Annotated in this window: 14 protein-coding genes; 6 read left to right on the top strand and 8 right to left on the bottom strand. The window is 59.0% G+C overall.

Annotated elements, in window-relative coordinates; all coding sequences use genetic code 11:
• Positions 1 to 87: 87 nt before the first annotated feature.
• Positions 88 to 924: an SDR family NAD(P)-dependent oxidoreductase gene (locus BUE39_RS20745; RefSeq protein WP_073430596.1), complete on the top strand. Its 837-nt coding sequence runs from the start codon at positions 88 to 90 to the stop codon at positions 922 to 924.
• 94 nt (positions 925 to 1,018) lie between these two features.
• Here BUE39_RS20745 and BUE39_RS20740 read toward each other — a convergent pair whose 3' ends face one another.
• From BUE39_RS20740 to BUE39_RS20730, 3 genes are all read right to left on the bottom strand, one after another.
• On the bottom strand, positions 1,019 to 2,185 hold the full coding sequence (locus BUE39_RS20740) for a lactonase family protein (protein ID WP_073430595.1): 1,167 nt from the start codon (positions 2,183 to 2,185) through the stop codon (positions 1,019 to 1,021).
• 151 nt (positions 2,186 to 2,336) lie between these two features.
• The gene (locus BUE39_RS20735) at positions 2,337 to 2,753 is read right to left on the bottom strand and encodes a Zn-ribbon domain-containing OB-fold protein (RefSeq protein ID WP_073430594.1); all 417 of its coding nucleotides are present in this window, start codon (positions 2,751 to 2,753) and stop codon (positions 2,337 to 2,339) included.
• Positions 2,754 to 2,757: 4 nt separating this feature from the next.
• Entirely contained in the window at positions 2,758 to 3,927 is a 1,170-nt protein-coding gene (locus tag BUE39_RS20730) for a thiolase domain-containing protein (protein WP_073430593.1), read from the bottom strand.
• Positions 3,928 to 4,289: 362 nt separating this feature from the next.
• Between BUE39_RS20730 and BUE39_RS20725 the strand changes: the two genes are divergently transcribed.
• Together BUE39_RS20725 and BUE39_RS20720 are read left to right on the top strand one after the other, a co-directional pair.
• A complete protein-coding gene (locus BUE39_RS20725) occupies positions 4,290 to 6,401 on the top strand; it encodes a 3-hydroxyacyl-CoA dehydrogenase NAD-binding domain-containing protein (protein ID WP_073430592.1) in 2,112 nt (703 codons plus the stop codon).
• A 108-nt stretch (positions 6,402 to 6,509) separates the two neighbouring features.
• The gene (locus tag BUE39_RS20720) at positions 6,510 to 6,719 is read left to right on the top strand and encodes a rubredoxin (protein ID WP_073430591.1); all 210 of its coding nucleotides are present in this window, start codon (positions 6,510 to 6,512) and stop codon (positions 6,717 to 6,719) included.
• A 545-nt stretch (positions 6,720 to 7,264) separates the two neighbouring features.
• Here BUE39_RS20720 and BUE39_RS20710 read toward each other — a convergent pair.
• Together BUE39_RS20710 and BUE39_RS20705 are read right to left on the bottom strand one after the other, a co-directional pair.
• Positions 7,265 to 8,587, bottom strand: a complete 1,323-nt coding sequence (locus BUE39_RS20710) for an MFS transporter (protein ID WP_073430590.1) — start codon at positions 8,585 to 8,587, stop codon at positions 7,265 to 7,267.
• 222 nt (positions 8,588 to 8,809) lie between these two features.
• Entirely contained in the window at positions 8,810 to 10,309 is a 1,500-nt protein-coding gene (locus BUE39_RS20705; RefSeq protein WP_073430589.1) for an aldehyde dehydrogenase family protein, read from the bottom strand.
• Between the two features lie 774 nt (positions 10,310 to 11,083).
• Between BUE39_RS20705 and BUE39_RS20700 the strand changes: the two genes are divergently transcribed.
• Complete coding sequence (locus tag BUE39_RS20700) at positions 11,084 to 12,268, top strand: porin (protein WP_073430588.1); 1,185 nt, start codon at positions 11,084 to 11,086, stop codon at positions 12,266 to 12,268.
• A 142-nt stretch (positions 12,269 to 12,410) separates the two neighbouring features.
• Here BUE39_RS20700 and BUE39_RS20695 read toward each other — a convergent pair whose 3' ends face one another.
• The gene (locus BUE39_RS20695; protein WP_073430587.1) at positions 12,411 to 14,033 is read right to left on the bottom strand and encodes a GMC family oxidoreductase; all 1,623 of its coding nucleotides are present in this window, start codon (positions 14,031 to 14,033) and stop codon (positions 12,411 to 12,413) included.
• Positions 14,034 to 14,269: 236 nt separating this feature from the next.
• On the opposite strand from BUE39_RS20695, the gene BUE39_RS20690 reads away from it, so the two are divergent.
• Positions 14,270 to 15,196 (top strand): LysR family transcriptional regulator, encoded by a 927-nt coding sequence (locus BUE39_RS20690; RefSeq protein WP_073430586.1) that lies wholly within the window; start codon positions 14,270 to 14,272, stop codon positions 15,194 to 15,196.
• Positions 15,197 to 15,319: 123 nt separating this feature from the next.
• Here BUE39_RS20690 and BUE39_RS20685 read toward each other — a convergent pair whose 3' ends face one another.
• Positions 15,320 to 16,063 carry an SDR family oxidoreductase gene (locus BUE39_RS20685; RefSeq protein ID WP_073430585.1) on the bottom strand — a complete coding sequence of 248 codons (744 nt, stop codon included), beginning with the start codon at positions 16,061 to 16,063 and terminating at the stop codon, positions 15,320 to 15,322.
• A 61-nt stretch (positions 16,064 to 16,124) separates the two neighbouring features.
• Positions 16,125 to 16,649 (bottom strand): cyclophilin-like fold protein, encoded by a 525-nt coding sequence (locus tag BUE39_RS20680; protein ID WP_235004907.1) that lies wholly within the window; start codon positions 16,647 to 16,649, stop codon positions 16,125 to 16,127.
• A gap of 303 nt (positions 16,650 to 16,952) precedes the next feature.
• Between BUE39_RS20680 and BUE39_RS20675 the strand changes: the two genes are divergently transcribed.
• Positions 16,953 to 17,462 carry a helix-turn-helix domain-containing protein gene (locus BUE39_RS20675; RefSeq protein WP_235004906.1) on the top strand — a complete coding sequence of 170 codons (510 nt, stop codon included), beginning with the start codon at positions 16,953 to 16,955 and terminating at the stop codon, positions 17,460 to 17,462.
• Positions 17,463 to 17,657 lie beyond the last annotated feature (195 nt).

The following is a 17,657-nucleotide window of genomic DNA, read 5'->3' as shown; positions in this document are numbered from 1 at the left end:
TCGTTGCTTGCGCAGCGAGGCGGTGCGTTGCGTTTCGCGGCCAGGGCGAGCCGGTGAAATTAATCGTTGGAGCAAGAGGAGAACAGGATGAATTCATCTGATCGTGGCCCCGGCTGGACACCTGAGAAGCGGCTCGACGGCAAGGTGGCCGTGGTCATCGGTGCAGGACAGAGCCCCGGCGAAGGGTTCGGCAACGGCCGCGCGACGGCGATGCGCTTTGCCCGTGAAGGCGCACGTGTACTCGCTGTCGACCGAAATATCGAGTCTGCGGAGGAAACGGCCGCGCTGATTCGCGGCGAAGGTTTCGAAGCGGTTGCATTTGCAGCGGACGTGACGCGCGAGAGCGAACTCCACCAGGCAATGCTCGATGCCAGGCAACGCTGGGGCTCTCTCGACATTTTGCATAACAACGTCGGCGTAAGCCTCGGCGGCGGCGATGCCGATCTGATGGATCTGACGGAAGAGCGGTTCGACAACGTCTGCCGGATCAACCTGCGCGGCACGATATTCGCTTGCAAGCATGCCGTGTCGATCATGCGTGAACAGCGCTCGGGGGTCATCGTCAATGTTTCGTCCGCCGCGGCGGTGGGAAAATATCCGTATGCGGCTTATAAGGCGACAAAGGCGGGCGTAATCGCATTCACGGAGCAACTGGCGCTTCAGAATGCGTCGTTCGGCATTCGGGCGAACTGCATTCTGCCGGGGCTGATCGCGACGCCCATGGCGGTCGATACGAGAGTGCGCGAATGGAATCAGCCGCGCGAGCAGGTCGAGGCCGAGCGCAATGCGAAGGTGCCGCTGGGCCGACAGGGGACAGGCTGGGACGTTGCAAACACTGCGCTGTTTCTCGCGTCGGACGAGGCGAACTTTATTACGGGCATTTCCGTGCTCGTCGACGGCGGACGCGTTCTGAACCGCATCTGACGATCTCGGAGCAGGCGGGGCGAAGCAATTGTGTGCCCCGCCTGCCCGCCTGCGTTCATACGCGAACTGCGGTGTCGAGCGGGGCCGCCACGCGTCATTGCAGGCCCACAATGCCCATCCAGTACTGAAGCTGCGCACCTGTCGTTTCCACGTCGTACTTCAGAACGAACTCGAGGTGCCCGGTCGGCAGGATGCGGAATACTGATAGTGCCGCGGGCACCAACGCCGTCGTCGCCCCGTTACGGACGGCAAGCGCCTTGATGCTTGCGGTGACCAGCAGGCGTCCACCCGGATCGCAAGCAAACGTGCGAACGTGAAACGACTGCGTGTCTGCGTGCTGAACGAGTGTCGGCTGCCCAGACTCTGGATCGATACGAAAGACGGCGATATTGTTTTCCCCGCCGCCGAACACCTTCCGGCCATCGACCTCCACCGTGTAATCGGCGCGGTTGGCAACATAGACCCATTGCCCGCTCGGGTGAACGTGAACGGGCCCGCCCAATTGCCGCGGATTCATCTGCTGCGGCGCCGCGAGCATGTCGCATGTGTAGGCCGGTCGTGGCTCGATCGCGCCGTCATTGAAGCGGAACATGTACAGCCGATTGGTTCTTTCATCTGACGCATAGAGCCAGGGCTTCGATGGGTGGAAATCGATATGCCGGGGGCCGAACCCATATCCGCCGTCGGGCGCGACCACAGCGCTCGCAGATAATCTTCCGTCTACGAAATCGAGGGTTCGAAGCGCGCCTGGCTGCTCCGGTCGTTCGCCTTGGGCATTGTTGCCGCGATCGACGATCAATGCGGGCGATCCGGCGGGGAACACCATGACCTGATGCGGATAAATTCCGTAGTCCAGGTCTGCCGTCTGCGCGATCTCATCACCGATTGCACCGTCGGGCGAAATGCGATGCACTGTGATGCCGCTCGCCGGAAAGTTGTGGCCATTCAGGATGAATCGACCAGAAGGATCGACGCACATGTGGACTGCCCGACGCTTGAGCGGCTTCGGTTCACCATGCAGCGACAAGGAACCGTCTGGCGCAATCGCGAGCGAACTCACATGGTTATAGTCGGACGTGACTCGCGGGCCGCCGTTACTCGTGGAAACGTATAGATGCCTGCCCGATGGATGAGGCCACGCATACTGTACCTTCGCGGGGACGGTGATCGTGTGTTTCTTCGTGAGCGTGGCCGCGTCGACGTCGACTTCATAGTGCGTGATTACGTCGTCGACTGCGCTGTACAAAGCTGTACCTGCCATTTGATTCTCCGGTAGTAGGCTCCGCTGCGGCAGGTGTGCGCACCATCGCTCACGGTGTGCATCCCGCACGCAGCTGATTACGTAACACTGCAAGCCGGTCTCTCTTCGCAATACCATAAGAAACACGAAGATAACGTTTCCGGCGGCCGGCTCATGCCTGTTGATCGTGGCTCGGCGTGAACATCGGAATCGAGAAGCCGCCTTCCGACTTCTTGCATACGACTTTCACGCGCTGGCCGATCCTGACGCGATCGAGGTCCGTATCGACGATGTTGGTCAGCATGGTCGGTCCGTCGTCGAGTGTCACATAGGCAATGCAATACGGCGCGGGCGTTCCACGCCGCGTAACGCTGAACGTGTAGATGGTCCCGGTTCCGTTCGTGGTCGTCCATTCCACGTCGGAGCTCCAGCAGAACGGGCATAGCGCTCTCGGATAGTGGTGCGATTGCTTGCACGCGTTGCAGTGCTTGACCACCAATCTGCCTTCCGACGCGGCGTCGAAATACGGCTCATCACCCGGGTTCAGCGCAGGATCGTTGATCTTTCGGTCGATATAGTCGGTCGTCATTTGTTCATTCCCTTTCCATGATGAGCGTTGCTGCGCCATGACGGTGTCCGATTGCGCCGCCGATGCCACTGGCGAGCGCGAGCGCGCAATCGGGAACCTGCAACTTGGGGTGCGCTTCGCCGCGCAGTTGACGGACCGCCTCGATGATCTTCGTGATCCCGCCGCGATTGGAAGGATGGTTGTTGCAAAGGCCGCCACCGTCGGTGTTGAACGGAAGTTTTCCCACCCCCGATATCAGGTTGCCGTCGGCAGCGAACTTGCCCCCGTCGCCCTTTTTGCAGAAGCCGAGATCTTCCAGTTGCATAACGACTGTAATCGTGAAGCTATCGTAAATCGACGCGTATTGGATGTCCGACGGTTGTACGCCGGCTTCTTCGAACGCGCGCGGGCCGGCCCATGCGACGCCTGTGTACGTGAGATCGATCTTGCCGCCCATCTGATGCTTGGTGGACTCGCCGCTGCCAATCACCCTGACTCGCGGACGATTGAGCGACTTCGCGATTTCCGGCCGCGCGACGATCACGGCGCCGCCGCCATCGCTGACCACGCACGAGTCCAGCCTGCGTAACGGATCGGAGATCATTGGCGAATTGAGGACATCTTCCACGCTCACCACTTTCTGCAGCATCGCATTGGGGTTGTATTGCGCATGTTGCGACGCAGCCACCTTGACCCATGCAAGTTGCTCGCTGGTGGTGCCGTAGTCGTGCATATGCCGCATCGCGGCCATCGCGTACAGATTCACCGTCACCGGGCTGTATGGCATTTCGTACGGCGCATCCGGCAGGTTCACTCCGCGCACGCGCACCTGAGTGCCTGAAATGCCTTCTGAATTGGGACGTCCAGCGAGTGTAATCAGCGCGACGTTGCATTTGCCGGCTGCTATGGCCTGGGCTGCGTGCGCGACATGGATCAGATAAGAGCATCCGCCCATGTCGGTCGAATCGATGTGTTTCAGCTTGTTCAGGTTGAGGTAGTTCGACATCGACCATGCGTTGGTCCCAGGCGCGTCACCGGCGCAAAAGTATCCGTCGATATCGTCCTTCGAGAGCCCGGCGTCTTCGAGCGCGCCTTTGGCAACTTCGGCGTGCAATTGAGCGACCGAGTGGTTCGGCGCCTTGCGCAAAGGGTGTTCGTACGCGCCTACGATATAAGCCTTGCCTCTGATAGTCATACCTCGACACTCCTTAATGCTGCTTGGAAAACATTCGATCAGTCGTTGACTGGCGCTCTTGCCTCTGTGACCGCGGCGCATTGCCGACGACTGCGGCGCCGTGCTGCTGATGCAGACGTGCCGTGGTGTCCGCGATTTCGAGTTTCAATGAGTGGAATCAATGCTGTACAGTAAAACACATGATACCATTGGTTCGACGTCGCACAGCGATGCGCGAGCAAGCGAAAAACGGACACGACGATAGCGGGATACGGAGCTTCGCATCCCGTCCTTGCATCCACGCGCCGGCGGACGCGGGAGCGGTTCGCGATTCTCGGCAGCCGCGGTGCGTGACCGGTTTGTTCGTACGATAGGGAAGAGAGATGAGCGAAGTTCAGCAAGTGGAGTACACGGTGGAAGACGGCGTTGCCGTCATCACGGTCGACAATCCACCTGTCAATGCGCTGGCGCCAGGCATGCGCGAAAGCATCATCGACGGGATTGCACGTGCGAACGCCGATTCGGGCGTGATGGCGATTGTGCTTATTGGAGCGGGTCGCAATTTCATCGCAGGCGCCGATATCCGGCAGTTCGGCAAGGCGCGCACCGTGACTAGCAGCGTGAGTACCGGCGCGCTGGACGCGAGCGAGAAGCCTGTGATTGCCGCGCTACACGGCTACGCACTCGGGGCCGGGCTTGAACACGCGCTCGCATGCCATTATCGGATTGCATCGGAGGATGCGAAGGTAGGCCTGCCCGAGGTCGCGATCGGTGTCATCCCGGCGGGCGGCGGCACGCAGCGACTTCCGCGCTTAATCGGCCCGGAGGCTGCGTTGGACATCATCGTGACGGGGCGTCATGTCTTGGCGGACGAGGCGCTGCGCCTGGGTATCGTTACGGACGTCGTGCATTTGAATCAATTGCGTCCGGCCGCGCTCTCTTTGGCAAAGCGCGTTGCTGACGTCAGACCATTACCGCGCCTACGTGACAGGACAGAGCGCATCGGAGCAACGAGCTTTGAGCGTGCGCAATGGGACGCCGCGCGCGAGAAGGCAGCCCGCAGAGCAAAGTTTGTGAAGGCGCCTCATTGTGCGATTGCCTGTATCGAGGCCGCACTCGATAAACCGTTCGACGAAGGCATTCAATTGGAGCAGCGATTGTTTGCCGAGCTGGAGACTTCGGACCAGGCCAAGGCACTGCGCTATGCGTTTTTTGCGGAACGGGAGGCTGCGAAGATCCCCGGCGTTCCCGCCGCTTTGAAGCCCAAAAGCGTGCGCTTGGCGGCCGTGATAGGCGCCGGTACGATGGGCAGTGGCATCGCGATGTGTTTCGCGGATGCGGGCATTCCGGTGAAACTGCTGGAAGCCACGCCCGAAGCATTGGAGCGAGGCCTGAAGCGCATTCGAGACACGTACGCGACGAAGGTCAAACGGGGCAGCCTCACGCAACAGGAAATGGATGCGCGGATGGGCTATATCGAACCAGCCGGGCGCTATGAAGAAATCGGCCATTGCGATGTGGTCGTCGAGGCGGTGTTCGAGCGAATCGATCTCAAGAAAGAGGTGTTTTCGAAGCTCGACGCCGTGATGAAAGAAGGCGCCTTGCTGCTCACCAATTCGTCTGCGATCGACATCAACACAATGGGCGCAATGACCGGACGGCCCGCCGATGTGGCCGGCGCGCACTTCTTCGCTCCGGCGAACGTCATGAAGCTGTGCGAGGTCGTCAGAGGCGATCAGACGTCGATCGAGACGATTGTTCGGGCAGCGAAGATGGGCAGGGATCTCGGCAAGGTAAGCGTAGTGTCGGGTACGTGCGACGGCTTCGCCGCAAACCGCAGCCGCGCGCTGCTCGTCACGGAAATGATGTTGATGCTCGAGGAGGGCGCGCTGCCGGAGCAGATCGACAAGGTGATGGTCGAATTCGGCTATCCGATGGGGCCGTTTGCCGTCAGCGACCTGTCCGGTCTCGACGTCAGTTACGACACGCGCAAGCGTCGCGCCGCGGCGGATCCGACCTATCGCAAGCTTCATGTACCGGATCGCATGGTCGAAATGGGTCGAAAGGGCCAGAAATCGGGTGCCGGCTGGTATCGATACAACGAAGGTGACCGGACGCCATATCCGGACGACGAGGTCAGGCAGATCATTGCGGGCGTTGCGGAAGAACTTGGGATTGCGCAACGCACTTTCACTGACGAGGAAATCCTGAGACGGATGTTGTTCGCTTCGATTAACGAGGCTTGCAAGATTCTCGAAGACGGCAAGGCATATCGGGCGAGCGACATCGACGTCATGTGGCTGTATGGCTTTGGTTTTCCCCGTCATCGGGGAGGCGTAATGTACTGGGCCGATTCGATTGGCGCGAAAGAGATTTATCGACAGGTCTGCGAGTGGCACGAGCGATACGGCAAGCGCTGGGAGCCGAGTCGTCTGCTGGCGGAAATGGCTCAAAGTGGTGGCTTGCTGCGCGATGTGAAGGGGCGCATGCAATAGAAGGGCCATGTGCCGGGCGGGCAACTCTCGGTTGCCTCGTCCGCCGTGATCCGTATCCGAAAGTTGGTTTGTTCGTAGTTCAGATAGGCAGGTGCAAAAGTGGAAAACATGGTAACCGGCGATAACTCTCCTGCGCAGCCGGCGCAGACGGAATTCAAGGTCTGGCAATGCGTTTTGTGTGGATTCGTTTACGACGAGGCCGAAGGACTTCCAGCTGAGGACATTCCCGCCGGAACGCGTTGGGAAGACGTCCCTGACAATTGGATTTGCCCCGAGTGCTCGGCGACAAAAGCCGACTTTGAAATGATCGAAGTTTGATCGCGAGACAATCTGGGCTCGCTGCTAGTGAGAGCGGGAGTCGCGACGATGCAGAATGGTCAATCATTGCGCTGTCTGGTCGAAAAATGGTTTGGCGGAACGGCCGGACGCGGCATACGTTTGACGCGCTCGGGCCTTGGTCGTCCCTATGAGGCACGCTGTGTTCGTGTAGTCACGACTGTGGCGGGGCGCGAATTGGCGATATTTTTCTTTCGGCACGGTGACGGTTCGTGGTGCGTATCGCCGCCCAGAGATAGACGTGCCGTGTGGGGGGAGGGCGTTTAGGCAGAAGCGCTCCAATGAAAAGCTTATCCGCCAAGCACGCTATTCTGGGAGGAACGTCATGGATGGCCACGTCCCGCAATCTGGCAATCAGGTTCGTTCTTACATCCATTTTCGCCACTGCGTGCAAAGCTCCTCCACCAACTCCGCTTCGTAACGTCGATCGCCTCTGCGCCAAAGCCGACGTCCATGCGATTCCTGGCGTTGTCGAGCATAGTGCAAGCGGACCGGCCGGCGGGAGCGCCGGCGCGGCCGGTGCTAGATTATGGCGCGTCGTGGAGCGCTGCGGGGCGTGCGTCGTGCGGATCTTCTTCGACCGACGTCCGAAGCCGGACGCCCCGCGTTTCAGGCACGAACTGCGTCGCAATCAGGCATGCTACTGCGATCATCGTGACATAGAGCGCCGGCGCGAACGGTGTACCGGTTGCCTGCGTCAGAAACGTGGCGATGAAGGGGCTCGTGCCGCCGAACACAGCGACGCTGATCTGGTATGAGATCGCGTGTCCGGTTGCCCGAAACGAGGTAGGGAAAAATTCCGGAGCGGTCACGAAGCTCGCACCACCGTTAATTCCGAGTCCGATCGCTAACAGAATCTGCCCCAACATGGCACCCGAAAGTGTGCCGGAAGCCGCAAGATATATTGCCGGGTAGGCGCCGAGCGCGAGCCAGGCCGCGCCGAACGTCATGACTCGCTTGCGACCAAATCGATCGCTCAGGAAGCCTCCCAATGGAAGCATCAAAGAGAGCACGACCACCGCGGCCGCATTCGACAGGAGCGCCGACATCGGCTGGAGCTTGGCCACTCTGACGAGGAACGTGTACATGAAGCCGAGCAGCAGGTAAGCGCCGACCGCATACACTGGCTGGATCATGATGACGTGCATCATGCCCTTCAGGCCTCCGGAACTGAGCGCAGCGCGCAAAGGGCTATCCAGCTTGTTCTTGCGCGCGGCTTGCCTGAATTCCTCAGGCTCTTCAATGCTGCGCCGGAGCCAGAAACCGACCACGCCGATCAGGCCGCCTAGCAGAAACGGCACTCGCCAGAGCCACTCCGTGTATGCGGCCGAACCTACAGCCTGCAGCGCGATCAGGAGTCCTGCGACAACTGCATTCGGCAGGTGAGAAAAGACTAGCGTGAAGCCTAGCCATTGACCCCGTTTATCGCTTGGCGCGGCCTCGATGATATAGCTCGTCGTACCGGATGTCTCGCCGCCCAGCGCAAGCCCTTGGGCGACACGGCACAGCACCAGCAAGATCGGCGCTGCAAGGCCGATCTCGGCGTACGTCGGCAGCAAACCGATGAGCGCGGTGCCGAGCGCCATGAGCCAGACCGTCATCGCCATGACTTTGACTCGCCCGATTCGGTCCGCGAGCATACCGAACATCAGGCCGCCAAGCGGTCGGGCAAGAAATGCGACCGCATAGACGGCGAACGTGCTGAGTATTGCCGCGGTCCTGTTGCTTCCCGGGAAAAAGTGTCCGGCCAGCACCGGTACGGAAAATCCGAAAACGGCGAAATCGTATATCTCGCCAAAGTTTCCGATGGAACCGGCGGCCAGGGTGCGCCGAGTACTGGACTTAGCCATTTTTGTCTCCCCCAATTTTTGGGTTGGTTTTGCTAATGCATATTGCGAACAGATGACTTACGCGAAAGCGGGTGGCCAGCAGACGCAAAGCGCCTGCCGGCTCTGTCCGGGATGCCGCGCGGGGCCAGAGCCGCTATTGCGCCGGACCCGCGTCGACAACATTTCGCAGCGCAAAATAACTGCGACGGGCTTGCGCGATTGCAAGCTGGCGACCGCTGTCAATCAAAGGCGCATGAGAACCGATTTCGTCTGGGTGTACGCTTCGATCGACTCGGCGCCCATTTCTCGCCCGTAACCTGACTGCTTGTATCCGCCGATCGACATCACCGCGTCGGTTTCCGCATAGGTGTTGATCCAGACGCGGCCGGATTTGAGCGCCCGTGCGATGCGGTGCGCCCGGCCGATGTCGCGCGTCCAGACAGCTGCCGCCAGCCCATACAGCGTATCGTTGCCCTTGAGAACGGCGTCCTCTTCGTCACGAAACGGAATGATCGACAGCACGGGGCCGAAGATCTCTTCTTGCGCGATCCGCATGTCGTTGGAGACATTGGAAAACACCGTGGGCTGTACGAAATACCCGACGTTGCCGACGCGCTGGCCGCCGATGTTCAGGCGTGCTCCATCTGACTTGCCCGAGTCGACGTAGGAAAGCACGCGCTCCATTTGCCTTTGGGAGACAAGCGGACCCATTTGGGTATCGTGCAGTAACGGCGAACCGATCCGGTACTGCGACGCGATAGCCGAAACGCGCTCCGCGATTTCATCGTGCAGGCTTTCGTGTACGAACAGGCGCGTGCCCGCCGAGCAAATCTGGCCAGAATTTCGACAAAACGCGACGACGGCCGCCTCGACGGCCTTGTCCAGATCGGCGTCGGGGAAAATGATGTTGGGTGACTTGCCGCCAAGCTCGAGCGTCACTTTCTTCATATTTCCCGCAGACGCCTGCAAGATCTGTTTTCCGACGCCGGTGGAGCCGGTGAAAGCGATCTTGTCGATGTCGGGATGAGCCGACATCGCCGCGCCGGCGGTTGCTCCAAACCCGGGGACGACGTTGACCACACCCGGTGGCAGACCCAGTTCATGGATCAGTTCCGCAAGGCGCACAGTGGAAAGCGGCGCCTGTTCGGCCGGCTTCAGGATAGCGGTGTTGCCGCACGCCAATGCCGGGCCAAGCTTGGACGCCGCCATGACGATCGGCACATTCCAGGCATTAATCAGCGCGCACACGCCCATCGGCTCCCGCAGCATGTAGATGAATCGAGAGTCGTCTGTTGGACTGGTCGTGCCGTGGATTTTCGTGACCCAGCCGGCGTAGTAGCGGAACAGATCAGCAGCTGCACCCACCCGACCGAGAGAGGCCGCGACAGGACTGCCCATGTCGAGGGTTTCGAGCACCGCCAGTTCTTCCGCATGCTGCTCGATCGTGTCCGCAATCCTGAGCAAATAGCGGGCGCGTGTGTGAGGAGAGATGCCGCTCCAGGTACTGGATTCGAACGCCTTGCGTGCGGCAATCACCGCCCTGTCGATGTCGGCGCTATCCGCTTCGGCAACTTCAGCGAGTATTTCTTCCGTTGCCGGGTCACTCGTCGTGAATCTCCGGCCCGATACTGCTTCGACCCATTCGCCACCGATTAGCAGCCGCTTAGGGCCGGAATTCAGCCAGTCAAGCGCCTTTCTATGCCCAGCGCTGACAGGTGATTGAGCTCCTGATGAAGACGACATTATTTCAATCTCCTAATGAATATCGATCGTGGCGTGGACCCCTGACGTCAGCAGTATCAACATGGAGTTCTCATGCTCGTTCCCTCCACGCACATCTGCTCCTGAACAACGATCCACTACTTCGTGTCGATTTATGGTGTTTTCTTTGTCTGACTAAATGCGCGGCCTGAGAACAATGGTGACGAGCACGATTTATCGAGCAGGTGTGATTCATACTAGCATGTATTTTGATGATCAGTATCAGTTCCGATGATCGGAACGAAGGTGTCGGAGGTGCGGCGCCACGCCCCAATCGCACCGCCGGCGTATCGTCGACGCCGTATTGACCGCGCGTAGTCAACTGGTCAAGAAACAAGGCTGTTCACGGCTTGATGCAGTCATCGTGGGGTTAGCACAGAGCGGAAATCTCGACCGTTGAAGTTGCTTGTTTGCAACAACAACGTCCGATGACGAAAGCGGATCGTGCTGGTACTCGCGCTGGTACTGTTGGCGCGTGCGTTCGCCCAACCTCAGCCGACTCGATCAGTTGCAGTTGCCCCAACGACGCATCGAGCTCGTCCGGCGATTGTGGTCACGTTATGTGGTCATAACGCGCAAGGTCGAAGAGAAAAAAAGAACACTCAACAGGATTCTGATTAGCGGTTTCTCTAAATCACAAAACGACTCCTCGATAAATATAGTTCGCCACGAGCTGCGTCAGCGCGGATCGACAAGGAGAGGGCTCGTTGCAGGCCCTGTCTATCGGGATGGAGACACGTCAACTGAGGAAGTCGCATGAAAACAAAGGGGACTATTGGGCTTTTGCTGCTTGCATTCGCGGCAATCGGGCATGCACAAAGCAGCGTCACGCTGTACGGCCGTATCGATAACGGATTGACCTATTGGAGCGGCCGCGCCGACGGTCACCTGATCGGGGCGGAGAGCGGGAGTTTTGGAGAGTCGTGGTGGGGCATCCAGGGCACGGAGGATCTTGGAGGGGGCAATAGCGCGATTTTCAAGCTCGAAAGCGGGATCAACACGCTTAACGGAGCCGTTCAGAACGGTGGCCTGTTCGGGCGCCATGCATGGGTTGGCGTGGCCAACGACCGGTACGGGACGTTCAAGATGGGCAATCTGGGCGCCGGCGAAATCATGCAGGACAGTTACGATCTCGATCCGCAGGTCTTCCAGCAGTTCGCGCTCTCCACGCTGGTGCGTGGCCGCAACTGGTCCCAGGCGGGAAATGGGATGGAGTACTCGTCGCCCACTATTGGCGGCTTCGCGCTGAAGGGGCAGTACGATGTTACGAACAATGCGAACGGCTGGAATACGGCAGCGTCGAGCACTGGAGTTTCGGGTTCGGGGCCGAACCAGCTTGGGGGCGCACAGGGACGCGCCGACGGCATCAAGGCGGTGTACAACGGCAGCAATATCGAACTGCTCGCGATCTACGATGAAACGCGCGACCCGAACGGGAAATTCAGCAATGTGTATGTGAGTTCACGGTCTGCGCTGGCCGGCGCCACCTACATGTGGGGACCGCTGAAAGCCTATGCCGGCTATCAGCATCTGAGCGCGCCGGACGCATCATTATCGAGCTACGGCGTCGCGAGCGGAACCTTGCCATCCGGCGTGCGCGGTGTGCCGACAGCAGTGGATCATGAGTGGATCGGTCTTGGCTACAGAATCAACCCTGCTGCTTATGTGACAGGCGCCGTATTCCACGCGAATGCAAACGGTGGCAACGGCAACGCGACAATGTACACGCTCGGAGGGACGTACAACTTATCGAAACGGACGTTCTTTTATACAGAGCTTGCGTATCTGCACAACAGCTCGACTTCCAATCTCGGGCTCGGCAATGGCTACATCGATCCGTATGGGCCGAACCAAACGCAGGGCGGCGCGCCCGGAAACGTCTCGCCTAACTACGGTCACAGTCAATTCGGTGCGATCGCGGGTGTTATGACGTTGTTCTAGCCAGCGGACGTCGCGGATGTCGCGGTTGTCGGGAAATCCACTTGCTCGACTCGGAGAACGGTGCCGCCGCACAGCGGCGCCGTCTTTCAACAGACGACGAAAGCGGCGATCATGTTCATCATCGCACGCCAGCCTGGCTTCGCTAGTCAATCGGGCGGCGCGCAACAGCGTCCTGTGCAATCATGTCAGCGCCCTTGGCGCCGATCATGAGCGTTGGTGCGTTGGTGTTGCCCGACGTGACGTGAGGCATGATCGAAGCGTCCACCACGCGTAGCCGTTCCACGCCGCGTACACGGAGTCGCTCGTCCACAACCGAGAGCATGTCACGTCCCATCTTGCAGGTGCCGCTTTGATGAGAAGCCGTATTACCGGTTTCCGCCATGAAATCCAGCAATTGCTTACCGCTTCGAACCTGCGCCCCAGGTAAATGTTCGCTCACAACTCGTGAAGCAATGGGCTCCGTAGCCATGATCTGACGAATCTGCCGGACACCACTCATCATGACGCGGATGTCGTCCTCGTTCGTCAGAAAATTTGGCGTGAACACGGGCGCGTCGGCGGGGTTGGCGGACCGAAGCGTCACTGCGCCGGTTGTACGAGGACGTAATATGAATGCCGAGACGCCCAAGCCCGGTTGCCGGTCCACTTCGACGTGTCCGCTCGCGTGGTAAGTGAAGGTCATTGGCCGGAAGCTGATCTGAAGATCGGCGTACTCGACCTCGGGGCCACTCTTCACGAATGCGGCGACCTGTGACGAGCCTAACGCAAGGTAACCGTTGCGCGTCAGCAGATAGCGAGCACCTTCGAGGTACTTCCAAAGGCCACGGATATTGCGGTTATACGAACTCGATGCCGTCGACGTAAATGTGGTGTGCACATAAAAGTGATCCTGCAGATTTCGACCCACGCCTGGAACGTCGGCAATCTGCTGGATACCATGCCGCTTGAGTTCCGCCCCGGGCCCCACGCCGGAAAGCATGAGCACTTGAGGAGAATTTAACGAGCCCGCTGACAGGATGACCTCCTTCGCGGCAGCGATCGACTGAAGCTGTCCGCCGCGGAGAACTTCGACGCCTGTCGCCTGCCGGTTGCCGTCAATCAGAACGCGATTGACCGCGCAGTCCGTGCGAACGGTCAGATTTGGGCGATCAAGAACGGGCTCGATGAAAGCGACGTATGCCGACTGGCGCCGTCCATCACGAATGGTGTGCTGCATGAAACCGACGCCATCGTGAAGCGCACCGTTCAGGTCCTCTGTGCGTGGAATTCCAATACGTTCGGCGGACGCTATAAAATCAAACGAGCTGGGAGCCTTCAAAGCCGGATCGCTGATCCACAGCGGGCCGGCAGCGCCGCGGTATTCATCGGCTCCACGCTCGTTATGCTCGATCTGCCTGAAATATGGCAAGACGTCGTCGTAACCCCACCCTGGATTGCCAAGATTCCTCCAGTTATCGAAATCGTTCCTATGGCCCCGGATATAAATCATGCCGTTGATGGAACTCGATCCGCCCAGGCCTTTGCCACGCGGCCAGTACATCTTCCGGTTGCGCAATGCGGGCATGGACTCCGTGAAGTAGTTCCAATTGAGCTTTTTGTCGAAATAGAGCTTCGCCATTCCTGCTGGCGTGTGTACCCAAAATTTGTTCGAGGGTGGTCCCGCTTCCAGCAACAAGACTTTATTCGCGGGATTGTCGGTCAGCGTTCGAGCGACGACGCATCCGGCCGACCCCGCACCGACGATGATGTAGTCGTAGACTTCCATGGTTATGTACCTTTCTGATCGGGTGCCGTGAACTTCAATATGCCGTGGAGCACCTTGACGGCAGGTGCCCGCACGACGACTGCATCTGTCGGGGACCTCTTGCGAATTGATCAGGCTCGACGTGCAGTCACATTTATCTAACCGCCGGGAAATTATCCAGGTTGGCCGGGCGGCCGGGAAATGAATAAACTGGATACGTCCATAAACAATGACGCATGACCTGGGATGATTGATCGATGGAGAAGACCCTCAACAGCGTCCCATGGGCGCGCAAGCTGAAGCTGCGGCACCTCGAAGTTTTGCTGGCGCTTCATGAAACGCGGAATATCACAGCCGCAGCTACCCGCTTGCATATGACGCAACCCGCGTTGTCCCACTGGTTATCCGATCTGGAAAGCGTCGTAGGGCATGCGGTCTTTCTGCGTAATCGCCGCCTTGAGTTGACCTGGGCCGGCGAGGTGCTGCGTTTGCACGCGGAGCGAGTGCTGGGAGACGTCTATCGGACAGACGCAGAATTGAAGGCGGTACAGTCGGGGTTGCATGGACGGCTACACGTGGGCACTGGTCTTCCTCGCGTGCTTTTGCCTGAGGCAATCGCCAACCTGCAGGGAACTCGTCCAGGCATCTTCGTTTCCGTTGTCGAAGCGCCATTCACCACGCTGCTGGAAATGCTCGCGAATCAAAGCATCGACGTGATTATTGCGGCACTGGGAGCGACCGCACTCGGGTCCGGATTTGCCACCGAAGCGCTGATACCCGACAGCGTGCAGATGGTCGCGCGGCAAGGGCATCCATGCTTTCGGAATGGGGCGCCCCGATGGAGCGAGCTTCTCGAATACTCGTGGCTTCTTCCACCTTCGGGCGCCGTGATGCGGGGCATCTTCGACGCCGCGTTTGCGGCACAAGGCCTGGCGCCTCCAACGCCTTGCGTCGAGGCAAGCTCATCCATCAGGGCACAGCTTCTTATGGGCGAGAACAACTACCTGTCCGTTCTGCTGGGCTCTGAATTGCAGTTGTACCAGTCGCAAGGGCTCGAGAAAGTGCGAGTTGAGCCCGATATGTGCTTTCCCGACATCGGGGTCATATGGGACCCTAATCGAGCAAGTCCGCTCGTATCACATTTTCTCGACGTGCTTCGAGCTACGTCGCGGTCAGCAATATAAATTAACAACGCGCGCCCGAAGCCGTGCTGACAGGCCGAAACGGTGACGCATTCGGCAGCACCAACTAACTTCGCGCACGAAAGTAATCAACGCGGCAATCGGGCACCACCGATCTCTCTCGCCTTACCAAGGTTGATTGGCTGGGCCGACCGTGATCTCGTTGACCGTCGTATCCTCGGGCTGGTCTATGGCAAAAGCGACCGCGTTGGCGATGCGCTCTGGCGCGATTCCGTACTTGTCGTACACACCTCGCATCTGCTCGAGTGTTTCCTTCTGGCTGATAGTTTTCAACAGTTCAGTATTGATGGCAGCGGGATAAATAGTAGCAGTCCGGATGTTTGTACCTTCGGCGGCAGACTCCATCCGGAGCACTTCCATGAAGTCGCGCACGAACCACTTCGTTCCTCCGTAGACCGCGCCGCCGGGATACGCTTTAAGGCCTGCGACAGAAGAGGTCGCGATGATGTGTCCAGACTTCTGCTTCATGAACACAGGCAGTACTGCCGCGACTCCATTCAGGACACCTTTCACGTTGACGTCAACCATCTGATGCCAATCGTCTGTTTTCAGCGCAGAAAGCGGTGAATTCGGCATCACGCCCGCATTCAGAAACATAACGTCGACCTTGCCGAAGGTATCTTGCGCCAGCTTTACGATATCGTCGTTGGCTGATTGTTGTGTGACGTCCAACGCCTGATAAACGGCGACGCCACCGTTGTGACGGATGTCGACGGCAATTTTCTCCAGCTTGTCGATACGGCGTGCACCTAGCACCAGTTTGGCGCCGTCGCGTGCAAGCAGCTTGGCCGTCGCTTCACCGATTCCAGATGATGCACCGGTGATGATTACGACTTTATCTTCAATCATGTTGGATACCTAAGAATGGTTGCGGGAGCAGTCTAGTGGGCAGCGAAGGTGCAGAAGCCGACTACTGCACGGCTTCAATACGGACGCTGAATTCGCCTTCCATCTTTGACAGTTCTTCTATGCCCGAAGTGAAGCGACCGAGATGGAGTAGATCGTTGGAGTGTCGAAACCCGCGATAGTAGGCCACGAGGTTTCCCCACGGCGCATACAAGGCAAAGTCACCCACTGAGGGTGTCAATCCAAACGGCGCGCCCGTGGTTGAGAGCTTGCGCGGAGGATAGGCTACTTTCTCCACTCCGTTGTAGTCCCGGAAATTCAGCGTTAGCGGCAGCATGGAAACAAAGTCGCGGCTGGCAGGGTTGTCGCTGAGTTCCACCACCGCTTGCTTACCGTCGAAGCTCAGCCTGATTCGGGCCGGCGCGGTTGATTTGTTGGACATGGTTGCGTCTTGTTTTGCTGAAGCGGTCTGTACGTTACCCGGATTGGTTTGGCTCTTTAATGGAGACGCGGCATGGCTCACAAAAGGGAGAGTAATCGTTGCCAATGCAACAGCTAGCGCAACCGATCGGCAAACCTTCGTGTCCAAATTCTGCTCCTTTGCTTGGGAAGTTATGCGCACCCCCCAAGGTGACGATGCCCGAAATGCGCGCGTGCGGAGTTCGGCTCGGGGCTGGCTCAATCCATCGCGGTGCCGCCGCAGTCGACCGGATGGACGTTGCTGTTCACTGTATCGAATTTCTTCATAGAGATTAAGTTGCCCTGCTTTCTTGAAGCTATGACTGGGGCTCATTAGTGGAGCAGATGCTAGTACAACATCCCGCAACTACTTTTAATAATTAGTTACATGGTTTATCCTGGCGTCATGAGCCGAGGTCGTCATGCAACGCCAGTGACGCTGGCCAGGAAGGACAGAGAGGAGCTGCAGGCGCTGATCAGGTGCACGACGGCGGCCCAGCGTGATGTGACGCGGGCGCGCATCGCGTTAATGGCGCATGAGGGCTACTCAGGCGCAGCGATCGGGCAGGAACTGGGCGTGTCCGTTCAAACGGTCAGCTTGTGGCGCCAGCGCATTGCGCGGCAAGGTGCACGAGGTATCCGGGAGGGCGAGCGTTGCGGTCGGCCGGTGCGCATCACGCACGAAGCGCGGCTGCAACTGATCGCGCTGGCCTGCGAGGTCCAGGACGCGCACGGTCGGGTTACCCCAACGCTCGATGAGATCATGACGCGCGCTGTCGAGCGCGGGATTGAACAGATCAGCCGCAGCCACGTGCAGCGCATCTTGCAGGCCGGCGATGTTCGTCCGCATCGGGTGCAGCAGTGGCTACACAGTCCGGATCCGGCCTTTCGCGAGAAGGTCAAATCTGGGAGGGACGCTCCCTCGCGTCGCTTCAATCGGTAGTCACAGTCTGACTGATCGCCGACAGACGTCGGCCCACTCCAACGGCTCGTTTTGCGATGCGCGGTTAATCAGTCTGTATCGGCGCGCCATAAAATCTGCCAGCGCGAATGCTCAAGTTTTGTCGGCTTCGTCCGGTGGCGGTTGCATGTTCGCCGATCCTAGTTCGTGGTTTGCAGTGCCTGCGGTTTGCCGCCC

It is taken from the genome of Paraburkholderia terricola (assembly GCF_900142195.1).
GTDB classification, from domain to species: Bacteria; Pseudomonadota; Gammaproteobacteria; order Burkholderiales; family Burkholderiaceae; genus Paraburkholderia; species Paraburkholderia terricola.
The sequence above is the reverse complement of the archived record's forward strand: the minus strand, read 5'-3'. Positions and strand labels throughout refer to the sequence as shown.